The following is a 19,735-nucleotide window of genomic DNA, read 5'->3' as shown; positions in this document are numbered from 1 at the left end:
AGGACGCAAGTATAATGTGCGGGCGACTGAACGTATGACGCTCGAAACACGAACGCTGGTCATCATCCCGGCTTACAACGAGGCCGACAGCATCACAGCGGTGCTGGATGCCGTGCGCGCGGAAGCACCCACTTGCGACGTAGTCGTGGTGAACGACGGCTCCGCCGACGCCACCCCGGCGCTGGTGCGCGCGCACGGCGTTCCGCTGCTATCGCTGCCGTGCAACCTCGGCTATGCGCGCGCCTTGCAGACGGGCCTGCGCTACGCGCTGGAACGCGGCTACGGCACGGTCGTCTTCTTCGACGCGGACAACCAGCACGACGCGCGCGACATCGGCCGGCTGACCGACGCGCTGGCGCGCGAGGGGGCCGACCTGGTGATCGGCTCGCGCTTCGTGGACCCCGCGCACCGCCGGGCAACCCGGCACAGCCCGCTCGGCCGGCGCATCGGCATGTGGTTCTTCTCCATGACAACGCAGTGGGCCAGCGGCCGGCGCATCTATGACACGACGTCCGGCTTCAAGGCGCTGCGCGCCAGCGCCGCGCGCGAACTGCTGCGGGTGCGCTTCGTGGATTTCCACGCCGAGTTGCTGGTGTATATGCTGCTGCTTGGCTACCGCATTCACGAGGAGCCAATCGTCGTGCGCGAGCGGGCCAGTGGCCAGTCGATGTACTCGCTCATCAGCACGTTCACGTACCCGCTGCAGACGCTGCTCCTGCTCGTCATCGCCGTCGTGCAGGCGCGCGCCTTCAACGGGCGGAGGCGCTCCGCATGACCGTCCAGGGCGTGATCGTTTTCGACCTGGTCATCGCCGCCCTGCTGGTGTACGTGCTGTACCTGCTGGCGCGCAACCGGATGTACGTGGGCTACGGCGTGATCTGGCTGGCCGGGCTGATCGGCGCGGCGGTGCTCGTGACGATCGAGCCGGTGCAGGCACTGTTCACCCGCGCGATCGGCGCGGTCTTCCCAGCCTCCGCGCTGGCGATGGCGGCGTTCGGCTTCATCATCCTGCTGCTGATCTACTTCAGCGTGCAGGTGACGGTGCTGGCTGACCGCGTAACGCAACTGTCCCAGCACATCGCCCTGCAGGAACTGCGGCGCGAGCAGGAAGCCGCGAGCGCGCCGCCCCGCGACCCCGCCCCGCCCGCACCGTGAGCGCGCTTCCGCAGGGTGCGCGCTTCTCGCTGTTCGCAGCCGTGCTGGCCGGCATTCTCCTCTTTTACTCCGGCCTGTTCCATTCGAGCGACGCGCAATATACAGTCGCGCTGACCGAAAGTCTCGTCACGCGCGGCGAATTCGTCACCAGCCCGCTCTGGTGGCACCAGGATGCGATTGACTCGGTCGCGCCGGACGGCGAATCGTACGCCAAAGCGGGCATCGGCGCGAGCCTGGTTGCCGCGCCGCTGTACCTGCTGGCGTTCTTCTGGCCCGGGCTGGGCATGGTGCAGGCGGTCACGCTGACGAGCGCGCTGCTCACCGCGCTCAACGCCGTGATCCTGTGCCGGCTGGTCGAGCGGCTCGGCGTCGGACCGCGCACCGCGCTGGTCGTGGCGCTGCTCTGGGCGTTTGGCACCTCCGCGCTGGTCTACGCGAGCTACTACTTTACCGAGCCGATCTCGGCGTTGACGCTGACGGCGACGCTGTACGGTGTTGTGGCGTGGCGCGCGGAGCGGCGAACGCGGCATCTCTGGCTGATCGGCTTCGCCGTCAGTCTCGCCGTCGCAACCAAGCTGGTCAACGCGCTGTTCGTCGCCCCGTTTTTGCTTCACCTCGTCGTGCTGGCGTGGCGGGTATCGCCTGTGCCGAGGCGGCTAGATCGGCCTGCGCGAGAATCTAATCCGGTAACGCGTGGGCGGTTCGCGAACCGCCCCTACGTGGATGGGTTGCTGGCGCTGTGGCCGGCGGTCGTGCCGGTTGCATTGACGCTGATCGGCATCGGCTTGTACAACGCCGTACGCTATGGCAGTCCACTCAACTCCGGCTACCCGGCCTATGAGACGTTCGATCACCCGCTGCTGGACGGCCTGTGGGGCCTGCTGGTCAGCAGCCAGAAAGGGGTTGTCTGGTATAACCCGCTGCTGTTCGCCAGCCTGTGGTCCTTTACGTTGTTTGCGCGTCGTTTCCGCGCCGAAGCACTGGTCATCGTCGCGACGACGATCATGCATCTCGGATTGTATGCGGTGTACTTCCTCTGGGACGGAGGGCTGACCTGGGGGCCGCGCTACCTCGTGCCGCTGTTGCCGCTCTGGATGTTGCCAGTTGCGCTCTGGCTCGATTCAGAGCGGCGTGCACGCTGGACAACCGGCGTGTTTGTGCTGATTTGCGCTGCGAGCGTTGCGGTGCAGGTTGGTGGAGCGACGATCTCGTTCCTGCGCTTCAATCATGTGCGCGACGAGCTTGGCGCGCTGGCGCAGGCGTGGCCGGTCATCGGGCACCTGTCGCTGCTGGGGCGTACCGACCTGTGGGATTTTGCGTGGATGCGCGCCGGAACGCCGGATGGCCTGTTGTTCGTGGTCATGCTGGGCTTTGGCGTGCTGGCCGTCATCGCGCTATACGTGGCGGCGCGCAAGCCGCTATCCCACCCGGTACTGGCGCTGATCGTGCTTGGCGCCGTCGCCGCGCCGCTGTTTCTGCTGGCGCGTTCCGCCGATGATCCGCGCTATGGTGGCGGCGCGGACTACGACAGGCTGCTCCGCGACTTCGCCGCGCGCGCGAGTCGCAACGAAGTCATGCTGCTGGATAACCATGTGCGCACGAGCTACTTCCTCAACCAGAATCGCGCTCTGCCGCGCTGGTATGCGCTCGATCGTCATGCCGACGGCTCGGCGCGCACACTGGAACTGCTGGATCGCCTGCTGGCGCGTTACGGTACGATCTGGCTCGTCAGCGATCTGTCGCCAGGCGGGAGTGCGCCGCGCCCCGTCGAAGCATGGCTATCAGCGCGCGCATTCAAGGTAGACGATGCCGCGTACAGCGCGTATGCGCGGCTGCTGCGTTACGACGTGCTCCCGCCGGGTGCGCCGCGCGACGTGAACGCGCGGTTTGGCGACGAAATTGAATTGCACGCGGTGGACTGGCGTCCACCATCCACCACGTCATCGACGGCTTACCTCACGCTTGAATGGCGCGCGCTGTCGAAGCCCGCGCAGGATTACACGGTCTTCGTGCAACTGCTCGGCGCGGACAACCGGGTCGCGTGGCAGAGCGATCGACCGCCCGTGGACGGCTTCCGGCCGACGAGCACGTGGATGGCCGGCGAGACGGTCAGCGACCGCTACGCATTCCGCCGGCCCGACAACCTGCCGCCGGGCGGATACCGCGTCATCGCGGGGCTGTACGACTGGCGTACCGGCGCGCGCCTGCCCGTCGCCGATGCCCAGGGACGACCGGCCGGGGATTTCGTCACGCTGGCAGCTAGCAACTAGCTGCTAGCGACTAGCGGCTAGCAACTAGCGACTAAGGACTACCGATGGCGAACGTAGCCGATCAGATCGTCAGCGCTTTGCGTATGGCGGGTATCCGCTACCTCTTTGGCATGCCGGGCGGCGGCAGCAACACCGACATCATCGAAGCGGCGGCGCGATGCGAACTGCCGTTTGTGCTGTCACAAACCGAAACCGGCGGCGCCATGATGGCCGGCGCTCAGGCCGAGTTGACGGGGTGCATCGGCGCGTGCCTGGCGACGCTCGGGCCTGGCGCTGCCGCGCTGACCAACGGCATCGCGAATGCGTTGCTCGATCGCATCCCGCTGCTGGCATTCACCGACTGCCTGCCTGAGTCCGCCACCGTGATGCAGCACCAGGCTCTGCAGCAGCGCGCGCTGCTCGCGCCGGTGACACGCTGGAGTGCGCGCCTGACCGCCGCCGAACCGGCGGCCGTCATGCAGCGCGCGGTGGCGGCTGCCTATGGCCCGCCACCGGGGCCGGTGCACCTGGACGTGCCGGCAGACGTGAGCGATGCGGCCGCTGCCGAACTCGCTGATGTGCCCGAGCGGTTCGCACGAAGCACCGCACCGGCCGCGCCGAACTTCCCGGCGGCGATGGAACAGCAATTGCGGCGTGCGCGCCGGCCGCTGTTACTTGTCGGTCTGGGCGCGCGCGATGCGCAGACCGCGACGGCGTTGCGCGTGTTGTGCGAGCGACACGGCGTCCCGGCGCTGGTCACCTACAAAGCCAAAGGCGTGATCCCCGATCAGCACCCCTGTTTTGCCGGCGTGTTGACGCATGGCGCGCTGGAAGCGCCGGTGCTGGCACAGGCCGACCTGTTCATCGCGGTCGGCCTCGACCAGGTTGAGTTGCTGGCCCGGCCGTGGCGGTACTCGCAACCGCTCTTCAGCCTCACGCCGTGGCCGCTCGACCAGCACCATTTGCCCGTGACCGTGGAACTGGCGGGCGACCTGCCGACGATGCTGGAGATGCTGGACGCGCTGTTGCCGTCCGCGACTGAATGGGACATGGCGGCGGTCGGGGACCGTGCTCGCGCGCAGCGCACGGCGATGCAGCCGGCGGGGGAAGCCGGGCGGCTGTGGCCCCAACACATCGTGGATGCCGTCGCGCAGGTCTATCGCGGCGCGCAGGTCACGGTGGATGCCGGGGCGCACATGTTTCCGGTGATGGCGCTGTGGGATGCCGACGGCGTCAATCGCGTGCTGATCTCCAACGGTCTGGCGACGATGGGCTTTGCGCTGCCGGCGGCGATCGGCGCCGCGCTGCTCGAACCGGCTGCGCCCGTGGTCGCCTTCACCGGCGATGGCGGGCTGCTGATGTGCCTCGGCGAACTGCGCACGGCGGCGCGCGTGCAGGCGCGACTCCGCATCATCGTGTTCGACGATCAGGCGTTGAGCCTGATCCAGATCAAGCAGGTGGCGCGTGCCTATCGCACCGCCAGCACGGACACCGGCGTTGTGGATTGGGTGGCGCTGGGCGAGTCGATGGGGGTGCGCGCCGTGCGGGCCGACAGCGCGCCGCAACTCGAGCGCTGCCTGGTGGAAACGCGCGACCATCCGGGCCCGGTGCTGGTCGCGGCGCGCGTGGACCCCGGGCCCTATCAGGCGATGATACGCGCCCTGCGCGGGTGAGATGGGGGCGGCGGCGAGAGCGACCATACCCGCGAGGTCTGCCAGACCTCGCGGGTCTTTCGGGAACGGGTGCGCGAAGTTCAGCGCAAGATCGCTGGCAAAAAGGTGGCGAGAGGATCAACATTCAGCCAGATCTCCGACACTACCGGACTCGCTAGCCTATCGGAGGTCATGCGCACCTGGTACTCCAAATACCGCGCGGTCTGATTTATCGTCATCGGACCGCCGGACGAAGGCGCGCTCCAAGCCGAAAACGTGGGGTTGCCGTTCGTCGCAAAGCGATAACTGACCTCTATCGACCCTCCATTAGCTTGACCAATCCAGTTCAGGCTTCGCACACGGCGATCACTGCCCAAATCGAACCGATGCCAGTAGCTTCCCGCATCGACCACTGTGGTTGCGAAATAAATCGGGGCTGACCACGCTGTTGCATAGCCTTGGCTGCAATCGCCGCCCCCGGCGACGAAAAGATAGCTCTCGTATGCCGCCATGCCCGGCCATTGGCGTGGTGCAGGGATGGGATTGTAGTTGCTCCAACCGCTCATGGCCCCGGTGGTCGCACTGAGAAATGCTTGGTAGGTGATGGTCTCTGAGGTTGGGCAGACGCCATTGTGACCGCCAGCCACGAACAATGACCCGCCGTACGACGTCCATCCGAACTCCGCTCGAGGCAACAGATGGCTTGTGTCCGTCCAGCTTCCAACGGCACCGGTGGGATCCAAGGGTGCCGTGTACTCATAGGGTATGCTCCAACCACTGGACAGGAGAACGGTCAAATGACCTGCATTGGCAAAAGCCGCCGTCCAGACACACGTACGTGGCAAATGACCGGCCACTGTCCAACTGCCTATCGTGCCGTCAGCATTGATGGGCGCTACGTATACTGCGTCGTTGCACTCTGCCACGCTGAACCCGTAGGCACCTCCCAATGCATACAAGAAGCCGTTGTATGCCACGACGGCATGATTCCAGAGCGCATACGGTATGTCGTTGAGCGTATTCCATTGTCCGAGCGTGCCGCCCTCGTTAATCCTCGCCGAATATACCGATGTGCTCCCGTAGCCGCCGACCACGAAGACGTAGCCATTGTATACGGCGGACCGGGCACGGGAAAGTGACTTGGGCAAGACGGTCAGTGTTTGCCAGTTTCCCAGCGTGCCGGGCGATACGATGGGGGCAGAGTATGTTTGATCCCCAGCCGCAACGGCGAATACATAGCCATCGTATGCCACCGCATCAAAAGCGCCAGCCGCGACGGGTATACTGATCTGGGTTGTCCAGTTGCCAGACGCTCCCGCCAGATTCGAGAGCCGAATCTCTCCGCCATTGTCGTTTGACACCTGAACCCCATCCATGACGGTGCCACGCCGGAAATCGGCTTGTGTAGTATGCGTAATGCTGGCAAACACGCCTCCAACTGCCGGCGACGATACCGTTGATGCACGCATGATCGGCAAAGCAACCTGCGCCGACGCGGCCCATGTCAAAACGAATACGAGCATAACGAGCAGGCTGATCACGAATATAAAGCGGCGGGACATAACGTACTCCCTTCACGAAAGGCGGTGCCCTATACGACGGTTTATGTTTTTCAGAGTCCGCGTCTTTTATGACACACAAGGTTAACGCTAGGTTAATTGGCACAAACAATAACGCCAGCGAGAGGCGACTGGGGTCGCATCGCTGGCGTTCGGTTCTCTTTTGCGCGCTATCGGCGGCATGTACGCCTTGCTACTTTCGACCCTCGCACCCGATGGAGCGCGAAGGCGCACTGATGGTAGTGTCGGTCAATTTCGCATTGACCGACTGGTGTTCTCGACTATTGTCGCGAGTATACGCCTACTCGTAGCGACAAGTCAAATGAAAATTGGCGGATGAGTATACCCACGAACTGTCGGAGCGTTCAAGTCCGTCATGCCGGCATGTAGTTAGCCGGCATCCATATCCGCGTGTGGCAAGCATGCAGGCCGTGGGCGCGTTGCCTGGATTCCGGCCTCCGCCGGAATGACTGCTAGACGGCCAGTTCCTCCACTACGTCCCCCACTGCCTTGATCGCCTGCTCCAGACAGCCCGGATTGTACGGCGACTGCTGTTCCTGATAGACGCCCGTGCCGTACATCGCCGCAGGCGCCAGGTAGCCGAGCGTGCCGTTGGTGATGCATGCGACGATCACTGGCACGCCCGGAAAACGTCGGCGCAGTTCGATCTGGAACGTCGAGTACAGTTCGTTCGCGACAGCGACCAGCACGGCCTCGCCGAGCCGCCAGACCCAGAACGGCATCGCGTGTGTTTTGCCATGTTCGCCGAGCGTGCGCTGGATGAAGATGCGCCGGCGGATGCGCTCCTGCTCCGGCCGGTCGCTCGACTGCGCCAGCCGCGCTTCGAGTTCGGCGATGGTCGGCAGCGGCTTGCGCTCCAGTTCGACCGCCCGCATGTGCGCCGACAGCACGCTCGCCCCCGCGTTCTCCTCCGCCGTGCGCGCCGCATACGACCATGTGCCGAGGTTGGCGCCGGACGATACCATGCCGGTGTAGACGAAGCGCGTGCCGGCGGGCGGCAGTCCCTCGATCGCCGCCGCGGCCGCGTAGCCCAATTGGCGCCCGTTGCGGTCGGCAGTCTGCGCCGCGCCGACGTAGTTGTCGCGCGGAGCGAGTTCGCCCGACGCGCCCTGCAGGAATAGCGCGGGCGCGCCGAACGCATTTTCAAGGACTTCGCGCGCCGCGCCGATGAAGTCCGGCGAGAGCAGGCGGTTCTGCCAGGCGAGCGTCGTCGGGTGGCAGGCGTAGTTGAACAGCGTGGCCAGCACGTGGCCGCCTTCGTCCGTCACGCGCGCGACGATCAGCGTGTCGTCGGCCTCCGCGTCGGGGTTGAAGCCGCAGGCGTACGCGCCCTTCTCGGCGTCCCAGTAGTCGCGGTTCTTGGCCAGCGCGCAGCGCCCGGTGCCATAAGCGATCCACGCCGGGACGAGCGCTTGCTTCGCGGCGTTGACGGCCGCCGCGACCTCGCCCGCCAATCGCGCCAGATACGGCGCGATCAGTTCCGCGCCGTCCACGCCGCTCAACTGCGAGTTGACGTTCGCGCCCGCGTGCGTGTGCGAAAAGTTGATCAACAGCGCGTCTTCGGGCAGGCCAGTCGCGCGCATGACTTCGCCGCGCAGTGCGCGCTCGTCGGCGAGGTTCTGGAACCAGCCGACATCAAGCGCGACAAGCGCCAGCACCGGCGCGTCGCCCACGAACGGCGCCATGATCGCCGCGGTCGCCGTGAATGGGCGGTGGATACCGTCGGCGGCGTCGTGCGTCGCCGCGCCCCACGAGCGCGCGTAGATGCCGACCGGCGGCGTCACATCGCGCACGGTGACGCCGAAGCAGCAGCGGGTGAACGGGAACTTGACGGTGATGGTCATTCAATGATCCTCACGTTTGCGTTGGTTCGATGCCTTCGTTGAGAATGGCAAGATAGCGGTCGTATGCGAATACGCGGTTTCGCCGTTGCCCGGTCAGTTCCCGGACAACGCCCAGCGCAGCCAGGCTGTTCATGCCCTTCGCCGTAGTGGCGAATGAAAGCCTTGTGCGATGTTGTGCCTCATTTAACGTCAGGAGCGGGCGCTCGCGCAGTGCATTGAAGACGCGCAAGGTGCTGGCTGCGGATCGCCCGCCGGCCTGCACCCGGTTCGTATCCTCACCGAACAGCGTCAGCAGGCGTTGGGCGGTCTGTACGGCGTTCGTCGCCGTGCTCTCGACGCCTTCCAGGAAAAAGTCCAGCCACGCTTCCCAATCGCCAGTGGTGCGGACCTGATCCAGCAAGCGATAATACTCTGCCCGGTGCTGCTTGAAATAGAGGCTTAGGTAGAGCATCGGCCTGGAGAGGGCGCCGCTATGATGCAGCAGAAACGCGATCAGCATGCGCCCGACGCGCCCGTTGCCGTCCAGGAACGGGTGTATCGTCTCGAATTGTACATGCGCCAGCCCGGCTTTTATGAGCGACGGATAGGGCGCGCGCTCGTCGTGGATGAAACCCTCCAGCGCCGCCATGCACTCCTCGACATGGGCAGGCGGTGGAGGAACGAAGTGCGCATTGCCCGGGCGTGTGCCGCCGATCCAGTTTTGTGTGCGCCGAAACTCGCCCGGCGTTCTTTCGCTCCCTCGGCCGCGTGAGAGCATAATCGCGTGCATTTCGCGAAACAGCCGATTCGATAGCGGAAAGCCCTCGCGCAAACGTTGCATGCCGTGTTCCTGAGCGGCGACATAGTTAGAGACCTCGACCACGTCATCGAATGGCACGCCCGGCGCTTCTTCCAGTTCGAACAACAACAGATCGGCGAGTGAGGATTGTGTTCCTTCTATTTGCGACGAAAGCACCGCCTCGCGCCGCACATAGGCATAGAGAAAGATGTTGGGATCGGGCAAAAGCAGCGTGATGCTGTCAAGGCGACCCAGCGCCAGCGTGGCGCGTTCCAGCAAGCGCTGCCGTCCGTTTGCAAGGTCGAGCGGCGGGTTGGGGGGAAGCGGGTTGGGGACAAACGCTCGTACCGCTTCGCCGCCGATAACGGTGCTTTCGTACCGGCCAGTTACTCCGCGATCCATTGCACCTCGCTATGTTTCACTATCTCAAAATACCGACACCATTATTATACCAAACCATACAATCTTAAAATAACGCAGTGCGAGAAATCAATAACTTGACCAGTGGGTTCCATACAAAGCGATCTGGCTTACGAACCGCGCATAGCTCACCTTCCCGTTAACCCGTGCGATGGGTAAGGCATAGTACCGGCCACTCAGACTGACAGGGAATTCGTTGCAGGGCTTCACCTTCAGATCACTGGAGCGTTGTGTTGTCCGCCGCCAGCGTGAACCAGAAGCGCGCGCCCTGCCCCGGCGCGCTCTCCGCGCCGATCGTCCCGCCCATCGCCTCGACGAGCGTGCGGGCGATCGTCAGCCCCAGCCCGCTGCCGCCGCTGTGCCGCGCGCGCGCGCGGTCGCTGCGATAGAAGCGGTCGAAGATGCGCGGCAGGTCGTCGGGCGGGATGCCCTCGCCGGAGTCCTGCACGCAGATGCGCACGCCCGCGCCGTGCGGCTCGGCGGCCAGCGTGATGCGCCCGCCTTCCGGCGTGTAGCGCAACGCGTTGCTGAGCAGGTTCTGCAGCACCTGCGCCAGCCGGTCGGCATCGGCGCGCACGGCGGGCAGCGCGCCGGCGGATTCGTCGGCCAGCGTGATGCCCTGCATGTCCGCGACGGCCGCGAACCGGGCGACAGCCGCCTGCACGGCGGCGCGCGGATCCAGCGATTGCAGGTTGAGCGGCAGTTGTCCGGCCTCGGCCAGCGCGATCTCGCGCAAGTCGTCCACCAGCCGCGACAGCAGGCGCGTTTCGTCGTACAGCGTCGCGATCTCGCCGCGCTCCAGCGGGTAGACGCCGTCCAGCATCGCGCGCAGGTTGCCCTGCAGGACCGTCAACGGCGTGCGCAGCTCGTGCGCCACGTCGGCCACCATGTTGCGGCGCTGCGCTTCCGATTGCTGCACCGCGTCGGCCATCTCGTTGAACGCGCGCGAGACGTCGGCGACCTCCGACGTGCCGGCGATGGCGACGCGCGTGTTCCAGTCGTGCGCGGCAAAGGCGCGCGCGGCGGCGGCCAGCCGGGTCAGCGGCGCGGCGATGGTGCGGCTGATGACCAACCCCAACCCGACGCCGGCCAACCCGGCCAGCACGGCGGCGATCCCCAGCGAATTGCGCACCTGATCGAGGTATGACTGGTCGAGCGGTGTCATCATGCCCATACCCGCGCCGGTGACCAGCAGATACCCGGTTGTGCCACCCCGTGCGACAATCGGCAGCGCGTCGCGCCGCTCGGCATCGGTCAGGGCGCTCGCGGTGTGCATGCCGCGCGGGTCGTACACCACCCGGCCGCTGGCATCGGCCAGCACCATCACCGGCCCGCGCCCCATCATGGCGCCCATGCCCCGGCCGCTGCCCGGCCCGCCAAAGGCTGTGAACACGGCATCCACGCCGTTCCAGTTGCCGGTCTGGTCGAAGTACCCGGCCAGTGCGTCGCGCAGACCGCTCTCCGCCAGCGAGTCCTGCCGCGCCAGGTACTGCCGGAACTGGTTGCCGGCGGACCAGTTGGCCGCGGCGGCCACCACGCCGACGCCGATCAGCGTGACGAGCAGAAACGCCAGGCTCAGGCGCACCCATAAGCGATTCATAATAGTCGTCTCCTACGGGTGCGCGTCGCTCACGCGATAGCCGACGCCGAAGACCGTCTCGATGTATGCCGGGTGCGCCGGGTCCGCCTCGATCTTGCGGCGCAGGTTTTTGATATGGCTGTCCACCGTGCGCTCCAGACCTTCGTAGGCATAGCCGAGCGCCTTCTCGATCAGTTCGCCGCGCGTGAACGCGTGGTTGGCGTTTTCGAGTAGCGCCTGTAGGATCGCAAACTCCGACGGCGTCAGGTCCAGCGCGCGACCGTCGATGCTGGCGGCGTGCTGGTCGAGGTCGAGCCGCAGGCCGCGCACCTGCACGATGCGCGCCGGCGCCGGCGCGCCCCCGGCCCGCCGCAGCAGCGCGCGCACGCGCGCCACGATCTCGCGCGGGTTGAACGGCTTGGTCACGTAGTCGTCGGCGCCGAGCTCCAGTCCGAGGATCTTGTCGGCGTCTTCCACGCGCGCGGTCAGCATCAGGATCGGTGTGCCGCGCAGGTGCTCGTCGGCGCGCACGGTGCGCGTGACCTCCCAGCCGTCGCGCTTCGGCAGCATCAGGTCGAGCACAACCGCATCGGGCCGCTCGCGCCGGATGGCGTGCAGCGCCTCGTCGCCGTCGGCGGCGGTCAGCACGCTAAAGCCGTCTTGCGTGAGATAGGAGTGCAGGAGCCGGACGATCTGCTTGTCGTCGTCCACGACCAGGATGCGTTGCGCCATAGGTTTGCCGGGTGCATACCGGCGAGCATCTCCACTCACTGATGGGAGATGCCCGCCGAAAGGAGAGAGTGAGAGCGTGTGCTTCGTCTTATTCTACTTCGCTTGCAGCGCTTCGACCACTTTCTGCACGTCGGTGACATCGGTGAGGGCGCCCTGCGTGATCGGGTCTTTGATCGCCGTGGCCGGGCTCGTGCCGGCCGGGAGCTTCAGCCCCTTGACCAGCGCATCGAGCGGCACCGCGCACTGCTGGGCGACCTCGTTGAGCGTCATGCGACCCTTGATGTCCTTCGCGGCCAGCACCTGGCCGGGCGGCAGCGGCGTCGGGCCGGCGCCCGTGCCGGTTGCGGCGTGATCGGCGGCGGGAGTCGCAGCGGGTATCGCGGTCGCGACCGGAATGGCCGTTGGCGCGGCGGTGCTGGCCGCCGCTGTCGCCGCAACCGGGGCGGCCGGGATCGTCGCTGCCGACCCGGCGGCGGTGAGCTTCTCGCGCAGCGTCGTGATCGAGAAGCCCGGCGCCAACGATTCCAGGTCTTTCAGCGCAGTGGATGGCGCCACATCGGCCGGCACGCCGGCGGCCGCGTAGAGATCCGGCGGACTGAGGCGCAGGCCGTCCATCACCTGCTGTAACGTCATCCAGCCTTTGATATCCGCGGTCGTCATCGTATTCGGGTCGATCGCCGTGCGGCCGCTCGTCGTCCAGTTGCCGCTCGCCTGCGCCAGCACAATCGATCCGAGCACGGACACAATCATCAGGATTGGCAGGAAGAAAGGATGGATACGCATGGTCGTTCTCCGTTCGTCAGCGTTTTGTGGCTCAGGCCGGCTTCACGCGCCGCGCAAGGTTCCTGGCCCAGTCGATCCACGCGGGGCGCAAGCGCACTTCCAGCGCGCCGTGCCGAGGGCAGGCATCCACGCAGGCCAAGCAGCCGATGCAGTCGCTGCTGATCTGTGTGGCGGTGGCCACGGGCAGCTTGACCGGGCACGGGCGCTCGCACAGGTTGCAGACCTTGCAGGCGTCCGTCTCGCGGCGGATGCGCGTCAGGCTCAGGTTGCCGGCCAGGCTGATGGCGCCGCCAAGCGGGCAGGCGTAGCGGCACCAGGCGCGCTCGACGAAGAGCGACGCGCCGAGCACGACGATCACGACACTGTAGGCGAACCACGATTCAACCGGATTGAACTCGAACAGCCAGCCGAGCCCGAAGAGTGTGCGGTATGGATCCCAGTCGGCGAACCAGAGCTTCACGCTCGCAATCGTCTGGTAGATGAGCAGGCCCAGCATCAGATAGCGGCCGAAGCGCAGGATGCGGTCGACGCGCGGCGAGACTTCGATCGGCCGGATGTGCAGCTTGCCACGCACCCAGGTCAGCAGGTCCTGCACCGCGCCGAAGGGGCAGACCCAGCCACAGAATGCGCCGCCGGCCAGCAGGACGCCGAGCGCCAGGCCGCCGAGCAGGACGATGTTGGAGAGGTGCGTCTTTGACACGTACTGGCCGCCGGTGGAGATGAACTGCCAGGCGGTTTCGAGGCCGCCGAAGGGACAGAGCGCATCGATGGACGGCACGACGCCGTCGATGTTCGCGAGACCGTGCACAACGCTGAAGTAGAGGATGATGGCGGCGAAAGCGGCCTGCGTCAGGTGGCGAATGCGCTGGGTCCAAGCCATGCGCTTGCGGCGCGCAATGGCGGGCGAGATGGATGGGGTGCCGATATACTTGCGGGAGAGCGGTGTGTTCATGGTTGCCTGGCCGATCGGGGAGAGTTCGTGTCCTGAAAGACCCCTGCGAAGGCTTGTGGCCTTCGCAGGGGAAGTTGGGACGTATGTAGGTGGCTTACCGGTTCCAGCGTCCGCGCATGCCGCCATTCTGCATGTGCGTGCCGGGCTGCGTGCCGTTTTCCAGGTTGTCGCAGATGCCGTCGTTATCGCTGTCAGCGAAGGCCGGGCCGTTGCCGGGCGTGAACTTGGCCGTCAACTGGGTCGCGATGTGCGCCTTCATGGCCGCGAGGTTCGCGTCGGCCTGCGCCTGGGTCAGGCGGCCGCTCGCCACGGCGCTCTGCAGGAACTCGGCGCGCTGGGCGACGAACGCATCGACGATCTTGTCGGTCGCGACGCCCTTCGACTTCGCCACATCGGCGATCGTCTGGCCGCCGCTGAGCGCCTTCACCAGGTCGGCCTGCTCGATGCCGAGCACCTTGGCCGCGACGGCGACCAGCAAGTTGGCCGGGCCGCCCATCATGCCGCCATAGCCGCCGCCACCCATCATGCCACCGTAGCCGGGGCCGCGCGGGGCCGGGGTGCCGACCGGGCCTTGCGCGTAGGCGGCCGGAGCCGAGAGCGCGGCGAATGCGACGACTGCGGCGAGGACCAGACCTGACACCATACCGCTGAGAACCAGAATCTTGCTTTTCATCTTGACTGTCTCCTATGTGGTAGTTGTTATCGGGATTGCGTCCCGTTCTCAATTACTACTCTACCGGATGGCTGTGGAGATCTGATGGAGGGTGAATGGGGTAGTTGTGGAGATGGCTGCGACGTGCGCTATGCGCATTATGGCCGTGCCTCCATAACTTCTCCACATCGTTGTGCTAGAGTGGTGACGATCTGCGCTGTGCGCTTAAAACCTTCAAACGCTGGCGTCAAAGCAGTCAGGGTATACCGCAAAAGTGTCGGGCCGCGCGGTAGGTCAACCCGTCATTCCGGCATGTTTCTGGCCGGAATCCACTTAAGGGGTTCGTAACGGAAATCCCAGATTCTGGTTAGAGTGGATGCCGGCTAACACCATGCCGGCATGACAATCACTCTCAACCCCGACAGTTTGGCGTTATACCCAGCAGTCAAAGCGGCTTGCGCGACGCTCAAGCAGGAGCGTATAATCCCCTATCAGGAAAGGTTTGGACCATGAAAATCAAAGTGATCGTCATTACGGCCGCCGTCACGTTTGTGGTGGCGCTCGGCCTGTTCGGCGCGATGTTCTTTATAATGCAGCAACGCTATGCGGCTGCTGCGAGTGTGCCGGCGGCGGCCGGACAGACCGCGCCGGGGTACGGCCAGGGCCGGGGGCCGGGCATGATGGGCGGCCGTGGTCCTGGCGGTATGATGGGCGGGCAGGCCAGCCTGCCGGAAGGCGTTACGCCGCCGAGCGGCGGCACCGGCGGCCTGGCGGCGACGACCGCCGATGGCAAGCCGTTAGTCCGGCCCGCCGATGCGCCGAAGCTGGCGGATAACATGGCCGTGCAAAAAATCGGCAGCCAGACGGTCACGCTGGCGATCGCGCCATATCCGCCAGCCAGCTTCCAGATGGGCACATTCGATGTGAAGCTGGTCGACGATAAGGGCCAGCCGGTCAACGATGCCCAGGTCAGCCTCAACCTGACGATGCCGGGCATGTGGATGCCGCCGAGCGCCCCGAGCGCGCCGGTGGCCGGCAGCGGCACGTATCGCGCCCAGGCGTTCTGGACGATGCGCGGTCTGTGGCTGATCGAGGTCAAGATCCTGCGCGCGGGCGCGACGCAATCCGCTTTCTTCACGGTCTGGCTGTAGCGCCATGCTCATCAACAATCTGATCCTGGCGTTCATCACCGGCGTGATCAGCAGTTTTGGGCACTGCCTCGGCATGTGCGGGGGTATTGTGGCGATCTATTCGGCGCGCCAGCCGGCGCTGGCCGCGACCGGCGGCGCGCGTCCCGGCATGCTGGCGCGCATCGGCGTGCTGGCGCCGGTGCATGTGGGGCGCATCACGACCTATGCGCTGCTCGGCACGCTGATCGGGCTGGCCGGCTCGTTGCTCGAGCAGTTCGGCGGGCTGGTGGGCTGGCAAGGCGCGTTCTCTGTGGTTGTCGGCGTCGCGATGATTCTGGTTGCGCTCAGCCTGATGCGGGTGCTGCCGCCGATCGAAGTCGCCCTCGCATCGCTCACGGGCGGCGCGTCACCGCTGAAGACGATGCGCGGGCTGTTCGGCCGGCGCACGCTAGCGGCGAGCGTGGGGCTGGGGATGCTCTGGGGGTTGCTGCCGTGCGGTCTCGTCTTTGCGATGCTCGTGGTCGCCGCCAGCACGCAGACGCCGTGGGGCGGCGCGCTGACAATGCTCGCGTTCGGTCTCGGCACGGTGCCGACGTTGCTGGGCTTTGGCCTGGCGGCGAACATGCTGAGCCCTCAACTGCGCGGCCGCTTGCAGGTCTTCGCCGGCGTGCTGATTCTGCTCTTCGCGGTGCAGACGATCCTGCGCGGGCTGTCGGCGGCCAATATCATTCCCCCACTGATCATCGGTCCGGTGATGCTATGGTAGCGCCTGTACTGTGCGCGCACTGCCACGCGGAAGCCAAACACCCCGTCACCAAGAGATTCAATGGACAGGCGCTGAACTTCTGCTGTAACGGTTGCCTGAGCGTCTACGAATTCCTGCGCGAGGAAGGGCTGCTGGAGCAGGTCAGGAAGGAAGAGGAAGCCGATCGCAGGGCACTGCGGGGCCGGTAAGTGCGCGATCCGCAGGCTGTGCCAACACCGACAGCGGGCTGAACAGCATCATTCAGCCCGCTGTTTTGTTTCCCTCGCTCGAACACAGTTCTTCCGGCCGCGACAAGGCGCCGGCTTCCACGCGGCGACATTTTTCCGGGCGTCGATCCCCGCTTTTGCCAATCGTCCGGCATTAGAGCATTTTCAAGAAACAACTGATACGCGATCTGTCACTGCGTGTAATCCATGCCGGGGCGCAGCATGCTGGGCCGCCAAGATTTCTCAGGCACTGCGTGCCTTCGAAATGACTGTGCGCCGGTGCCGTCATTTCGAAGCCGCGCAGCGGCTGAGAAACCTTGACCTCGTCTCGCCGCCCACTGGCCGTAGCGGGTCATTAGTGAAATTGCTCTAAAACGGCATGGTGCCAGTCCATACACAGGAGAGAAGGGGCGCACGCCGAATCGGAATTTTCTCCAGATCGAGCGCCATGCCACTGAGTACACGCCGCCTGCCCTTCATTGAGAGTCCCCTGAAGTTGATTATTTCACGGCCACGTCCCCTCCTTCAATTATCAGCGCGGCGGTCGACTGCAAAGATATGATGGAGGAGTGGCGGGAAACTCGCGCAGGATTTCACAAGCCCTGGGTCGCGCCCTCGTCGAAAATCTTGCATTGGCGCCTCCATATGATGTAGAATGCCCGCAATAGCAGAGTCGCCGTTCGGTGTTTCGCGCTCACTCCGAGGGAAGCCGATGGCCAGACGACGCGCACGACAAACGAGAGTTCTGCTCAACATAACGCCAGCAACGCGACCGGCGACGGTCGCGCGACGCTGGCGTTTTGTGTTTGGTGGCCGGCGCGCTGCGAGCGCGGAAGGGCAGCCGCATATTCGGCGCCAACCGCATGCCGTCGCCTGGTATTCCGAGCGTCGCCGCATACAACACGGAGGAACCTTCTCAGTTCGCCCACAGGAGGAACGACGATGAGCGAACCCGTCGCGCTCGATGCCGAGAAGCAAAAAGCGTTCATCAAGCAAGTGGTGGGCGACACGGCCGGATTTTCGGCGCTGGTCATGGCCAACCTCGGCGACCGGCTCGGCCTGTTCAAAGACCTCGCAGCCAACGGCCCGGCGGCCAGTGCAGAATTGGCGGCCAGGCTCGCACTGCACGAGCGCTACGTGCGCGAGTGGCTGTACGGTATGCACGCGGCGGGCTATCTCACATATAGTGCCGACTCCGGGCGCTTCAGCCTGCCGCCCGAGCACGTCGACGTGCTGGCGACCGATGATCACAGCGTGTTCTTCGGCGGCACGCACCAGTTCATGCTGAACCTGGCGGCGATGGCGCACCGCTTGCCGGATGCATTTCGCAACGGCGGCGGCATCCACCCGCAGGAGTACGATGCCGACACGTGGGTGGGGCTTGAGCGCGCGATGGCCGCTTTCGCCGAAGTCCACCTACTGAGCAGCATCCTGCCCGCCATGCCGGCGGTGCGGACGCGGCTGGAACAGGGCGCGCACGTTGCCGATATCGGCTGCGGCGCCGGGCGCGCCGTTCTGAAGCTCGCTGCGGCATTCCCACGCTCGCAATTCACGGGCTACGATATCTTCGCACCCGCCGTGGAGCGCGCCCGGCAGAACGCGCAGGCGGCCGGATTGGCCGAGCGTGTGCGCTTCGAAGTGCTCGACGGCGCGCAGGGGCTGCCGGAGCAGTATGACATTATCACGACCTTCGACGTCGTGCACGATTCGCCCGATCCGCTGGGGTTGCTGCGCTCGATTCACGGGGCGCTTTCTGCGGGCGGCGCGTACATCATGCAGGAATGGAACTGCGCCGATAATTTCACCGAAAATATCGGGCCGCGCGCTACATTTGTGTATGGCTTCAGCCTGATGTACTGCATGACGACCTCGCTTTCGCAAGGCGGCGCTGGGCTGGGCACCTTCGGCTTGCCCGAACCGAAGGTGCGCCAGTTCTGCGCGGAGGCGGGCTTCGCCGGCGTCCGCCGCTTGCCGGTCGAACATCCAGGTTGGATCGTATACGAGATCACGCCGTAGGCACGTAGACCTCGCGGGTCTCGAAGACCCGCGAGGTCTGGCAAACTACATTCAGCCCAAGGAGGCTCCCATGATCGTAGTCCGTGGCGTCTTTCAGGCGAAATATGGCAAAGGCAATGAACTGGTCGAGTTGCTGAAGGAGGGCAACGTTTTGTGGCCCGCTGGCGCTGGCCGCAATGCGCGCATCCTCACCGACCTGAGCGGCCCGTTCTTCACCGTAGTCAGCGAGGCCGAGTTCGATAGCTTCAGTGCCTGGGAATCCCGCGGGCCGCAAATTTATGGCGATGCCCACTTCGCGGCCTGGTTCGAGCGCATGACGGCGCTGGTGGAGGGCGGGCGCCGCGAGTTCTACAATGTAGCGACGTAGCGGCGCTGCCGCATAGCCCGCGAGGTCTGACACAAGGAGGCGCTCATGAAAGCCGCAATCTGCTACGAATTGGGCAAACCGTTGGTTGTCGAAGACATCACGCTTGACCCGCCACACGCAGGCGAAGTGCGCGTCAAGATCGCCGTCACCGGCATGTGTCATAGTGATGTACACGCCGTCAATGGCGAGTGGGCAGGCACCGTGCCGGTCGTCGCCGGGCACGAGTCGTCCGGCACGGTGTTGGAGGTCGGCGCGGGCGTGACGGCGTACAAGCCGGGCGACCGCGTGATCGTGACGCTCATCCGCTCGTGCGGACACTGTTTCTACTGCCTGCAGGGATTTCCGCAACGCTGCGAGACGGTTTTCGCGCTTGACAAGCAGAGCCCGCTGCGCAATGCGCGCGGCCAGTCGCTGCGGCAGGGCCTGCGCACGGCATCGTTTGCGGAGGAAGTCGTTGTGCACGAATCGCAGATCGTGCATATGCCCGACGACTTGCACTTCGAAGTTGCGGCACTGCTGGCCTGCGGCGTGATCACGGGCGCGGGCGCTGTGTTGAACACGGCGCAGATCAAGGCGGGCAGTAGTGTCGTGGTGATCGGCACCGGCGGCGTCGGGCTGAACTCGGTGCAGGCCGCGCGCATCGCCGGCGCGTACCCGATCATCGCCGTGGACCTGCTCGAAAACAAACTGGAAACGGCGCACCAGTTCGGCGCGACGCATTCCGTCAACCCCAAGACTCAGTAGATCCAAAATTCATAAGCGCGGGGCGACGGTAGCGTGAATGACGTTGACGACGCCATAGATCGCTTCCAGTTCGCGCCGGATGAACCGGAGAAAGCGTGTCAGTTGGAAGCGCTTGGTATCGAGCCAACGC

18 protein-coding genes are annotated in these 19,735 nt (G+C 65.3%); 10 read left to right on the top strand and 8 right to left on the bottom strand.

Going from position 1 to position 19,735, the window contains the following annotated elements; translation table 11 throughout:
• The first annotated feature begins 34 nt into the window (after positions 1-34).
• From HZB53_10465 to HZB53_10450, 4 genes are read left to right on the top strand one after another with little or no spacing between them, the layout of a single operon-like run.
• A complete protein-coding gene (locus tag HZB53_10465; protein ID MBI5878067.1) occupies positions 35-775 on the top strand; it encodes a glycosyltransferase family 2 protein in 741 nt (246 codons plus the stop codon).
• Positions 772-1,155 (top strand): DUF2304 domain-containing protein, encoded by a 384-nt coding sequence (locus HZB53_10460; protein ID MBI5878066.1) that lies wholly within the window; start codon positions 772-774, stop codon positions 1,153-1,155. Before HZB53_10465 ends, HZB53_10460 begins: the two co-directional genes overlap by 4 nt.
• The gene (locus HZB53_10455) at positions 1,152-3,425 is read left to right on the top strand and encodes a phospholipid carrier-dependent glycosyltransferase (protein ID MBI5878065.1); all 2,274 of its coding nucleotides are present in this window, start codon (positions 1,152-1,154) and stop codon (positions 3,423-3,425) included. The genes HZB53_10460 and HZB53_10455 overlap by 4 nt, the downstream gene beginning before the upstream one ends.
• Positions 3,426-3,469: 44 nt before the next feature.
• Positions 3,470-5,077 carry a thiamine pyrophosphate-binding protein gene (locus tag HZB53_10450; protein MBI5878064.1) on the top strand — a complete coding sequence of 536 codons (1,608 nt, stop codon included), beginning with the start codon at positions 3,470-3,472 and terminating at the stop codon, positions 5,075-5,077.
• Between the two features lie 80 nt (positions 5,078-5,157).
• On the opposite strand, the gene HZB53_10445 is transcribed toward HZB53_10450, so the two are convergent.
• From HZB53_10445 to HZB53_10410, 8 genes are all read right to left on the bottom strand, one after another.
• Positions 5,158-6,618 carry a hypothetical protein gene (locus HZB53_10445; GenBank protein ID MBI5878063.1) on the bottom strand — a complete coding sequence of 487 codons (1,461 nt, stop codon included), beginning with the start codon at positions 6,616-6,618 and terminating at the stop codon, positions 5,158-5,160.
• Between the two features lie 470 nt (positions 6,619-7,088).
• Positions 7,089-8,480 (bottom strand): neutral/alkaline non-lysosomal ceramidase N-terminal domain-containing protein, encoded by a 1,392-nt coding sequence (locus HZB53_10440; GenBank protein MBI5878062.1) that lies wholly within the window; start codon positions 8,478-8,480, stop codon positions 7,089-7,091.
• A gap of 10 nt (positions 8,481-8,490) precedes the next feature.
• Positions 8,491-9,660, bottom strand: coding sequence for a Fic family protein (locus HZB53_10435; protein ID MBI5878061.1), 1,170 nt, complete (start codon positions 9,658-9,660; stop codon positions 8,491-8,493).
• A 235-nt stretch (positions 9,661-9,895) separates the two neighbouring features.
• On the bottom strand, positions 9,896-11,281 hold the full coding sequence (locus HZB53_10430; protein MBI5878060.1) for a HAMP domain-containing histidine kinase: 1,386 nt from the start codon (positions 11,279-11,281) through the stop codon (positions 9,896-9,898).
• Between the two features lie 9 nt (positions 11,282-11,290).
• On the bottom strand, positions 11,291-11,989 hold the full coding sequence (locus HZB53_10425) for a response regulator transcription factor (protein MBI5878059.1): 699 nt from the start codon (positions 11,987-11,989) through the stop codon (positions 11,291-11,293).
• 93 nt (positions 11,990-12,082) lie between these two features.
• Positions 12,083-12,772 carry a hypothetical protein gene (locus tag HZB53_10420; protein MBI5878058.1) on the bottom strand — a complete coding sequence of 230 codons (690 nt, stop codon included), beginning with the start codon at positions 12,770-12,772 and terminating at the stop codon, positions 12,083-12,085.
• 31 nt (positions 12,773-12,803) lie between these two features.
• A complete protein-coding gene (locus HZB53_10415) occupies positions 12,804-13,724 on the bottom strand; it encodes a 4Fe-4S binding protein (GenBank protein ID MBI5878057.1) in 921 nt (306 codons plus the stop codon).
• Between the two features lie 94 nt (positions 13,725-13,818).
• The gene (locus HZB53_10410; GenBank protein MBI5878056.1) at positions 13,819-14,397 is read right to left on the bottom strand and encodes a hypothetical protein; all 579 of its coding nucleotides are present in this window, start codon (positions 14,395-14,397) and stop codon (positions 13,819-13,821) included.
• Between the two features lie 488 nt (positions 14,398-14,885).
• Here HZB53_10410 and HZB53_10405 point away from each other — a divergent pair, with 488 nt between their 5' ends.
• From HZB53_10405 to HZB53_10380, 6 genes are all read left to right on the top strand, one after another.
• A complete protein-coding gene (locus HZB53_10405; GenBank protein ID MBI5878055.1) occupies positions 14,886-15,527 on the top strand; it encodes a FixH family protein in 642 nt (213 codons plus the stop codon).
• A 4-nt stretch (positions 15,528-15,531) separates the two neighbouring features.
• A complete protein-coding gene (locus HZB53_10400; GenBank protein ID MBI5878054.1) occupies positions 15,532-16,272 on the top strand; it encodes a sulfite exporter TauE/SafE family protein in 741 nt (246 codons plus the stop codon).
• A complete protein-coding gene (locus HZB53_10395) occupies positions 16,266-16,460 on the top strand; it encodes a heavy metal translocating P-type ATPase metal-binding domain-containing protein (GenBank protein ID MBI5878053.1) in 195 nt (64 codons plus the stop codon). Before HZB53_10400 ends, HZB53_10395 begins: the two co-directional genes overlap by 7 nt.
• Positions 16,461-17,420: 960 nt before the next feature.
• The gene (locus tag HZB53_10390; GenBank protein MBI5878052.1) at positions 17,421-18,494 is read left to right on the top strand and encodes a methyltransferase domain-containing protein; all 1,074 of its coding nucleotides are present in this window, start codon (positions 17,421-17,423) and stop codon (positions 18,492-18,494) included.
• Between the two features lie 70 nt (positions 18,495-18,564).
• The gene (locus HZB53_10385) at positions 18,565-18,861 is read left to right on the top strand and encodes a hypothetical protein (protein ID MBI5878051.1); all 297 of its coding nucleotides are present in this window, start codon (positions 18,565-18,567) and stop codon (positions 18,859-18,861) included.
• 45 nt (positions 18,862-18,906) lie between these two features.
• The gene (locus HZB53_10380; protein MBI5878050.1) at positions 18,907-19,605 is read left to right on the top strand and encodes an alcohol dehydrogenase catalytic domain-containing protein; all 699 of its coding nucleotides are present in this window, start codon (positions 18,907-18,909) and stop codon (positions 19,603-19,605) included.
• Positions 19,606-19,735: the final 130 nt, after the last annotated feature.

Source organism: Chloroflexota bacterium, from assembly GCA_016235055.1.
Lineage (GTDB): Bacteria > Chloroflexota > Anaerolineae > JACRMK01 > JACRMK01 > JACRMK01.
Note: the sequence above shows the minus strand (reverse complement) of the source record. Positions and strands in the feature narration are given on the sequence as shown.

What these genes read in the sequence shown, in the direction of transcription:
- HZB53_10465 (MBI5878067.1), top strand. Translation starts at nt 35, where the DNA reads ATGACGCTCGAAACACGAACGCTGGTCATCATCCCGGCTTACAACGAG.
- HZB53_10390 (MBI5878052.1), top strand. Translation starts at nt 17,421, where the DNA reads ATGAGCGAACCCGTCGCGCTCGATGCCGAGAAGCAAAAAGCGTTCATC.
- HZB53_10385 (MBI5878051.1), top strand. Translation starts at nt 18,565, where the DNA reads ATGATCGTAGTCCGTGGCGTCTTTCAGGCGAAATATGGCAAAGGCAAT.
- HZB53_10410 (MBI5878056.1), bottom strand. Translation starts at nt 14,397, where the DNA reads ATGAAAAGCAAGATTCTGGTTCTCAGCGGTATGGTGTCAGGTCTGGTC.
- HZB53_10445 (MBI5878063.1), bottom strand. Translation starts at nt 6,618, where the DNA reads ATGTCCCGCCGCTTTATATTCGTGATCAGCCTGCTCGTTATGCTCGTA.
- HZB53_10435 (MBI5878061.1), bottom strand. Translation starts at nt 9,660, where the DNA reads ATGGATCGCGGAGTAACTGGCCGGTACGAAAGCACCGTTATCGGCGGC.
- HZB53_10425 (MBI5878059.1), bottom strand. Translation starts at nt 11,989, where the DNA reads ATGGCGCAACGCATCCTGGTCGTGGACGACGACAAGCAGATCGTCCGG.
- HZB53_10415 (MBI5878057.1), bottom strand. Translation starts at nt 13,724, where the DNA reads ATGAACACACCGCTCTCCCGCAAGTATATCGGCACCCCATCCATCTCG.
- HZB53_10405 (MBI5878055.1), top strand. Translation starts at nt 14,886, where the DNA reads ATGAAAATCAAAGTGATCGTCATTACGGCCGCCGTCACGTTTGTGGTG.
- HZB53_10380 (MBI5878050.1), top strand. Translation starts at nt 18,907, where the DNA reads ATGAAAGCCGCAATCTGCTACGAATTGGGCAAACCGTTGGTTGTCGAA.
- HZB53_10450 (MBI5878064.1), top strand. Translation starts at nt 3,470, where the DNA reads ATGGCGAACGTAGCCGATCAGATCGTCAGCGCTTTGCGTATGGCGGGT.
- HZB53_10420 (MBI5878058.1), bottom strand. Translation starts at nt 12,772, where the DNA reads ATGCGTATCCATCCTTTCTTCCTGCCAATCCTGATGATTGTGTCCGTG.
- HZB53_10395 (MBI5878053.1), top strand. Translation starts at nt 16,266, where the DNA reads ATGGTAGCGCCTGTACTGTGCGCGCACTGCCACGCGGAAGCCAAACAC.
- HZB53_10400 (MBI5878054.1), top strand. Translation starts at nt 15,532, where the DNA reads ATGCTCATCAACAATCTGATCCTGGCGTTCATCACCGGCGTGATCAGC.
- HZB53_10440 (MBI5878062.1), bottom strand. Translation starts at nt 8,480, where the DNA reads ATGACCATCACCGTCAAGTTCCCGTTCACCCGCTGCTGCTTCGGCGTC.
- HZB53_10460 (MBI5878066.1), top strand. Translation starts at nt 772, where the DNA reads ATGACCGTCCAGGGCGTGATCGTTTTCGACCTGGTCATCGCCGCCCTG.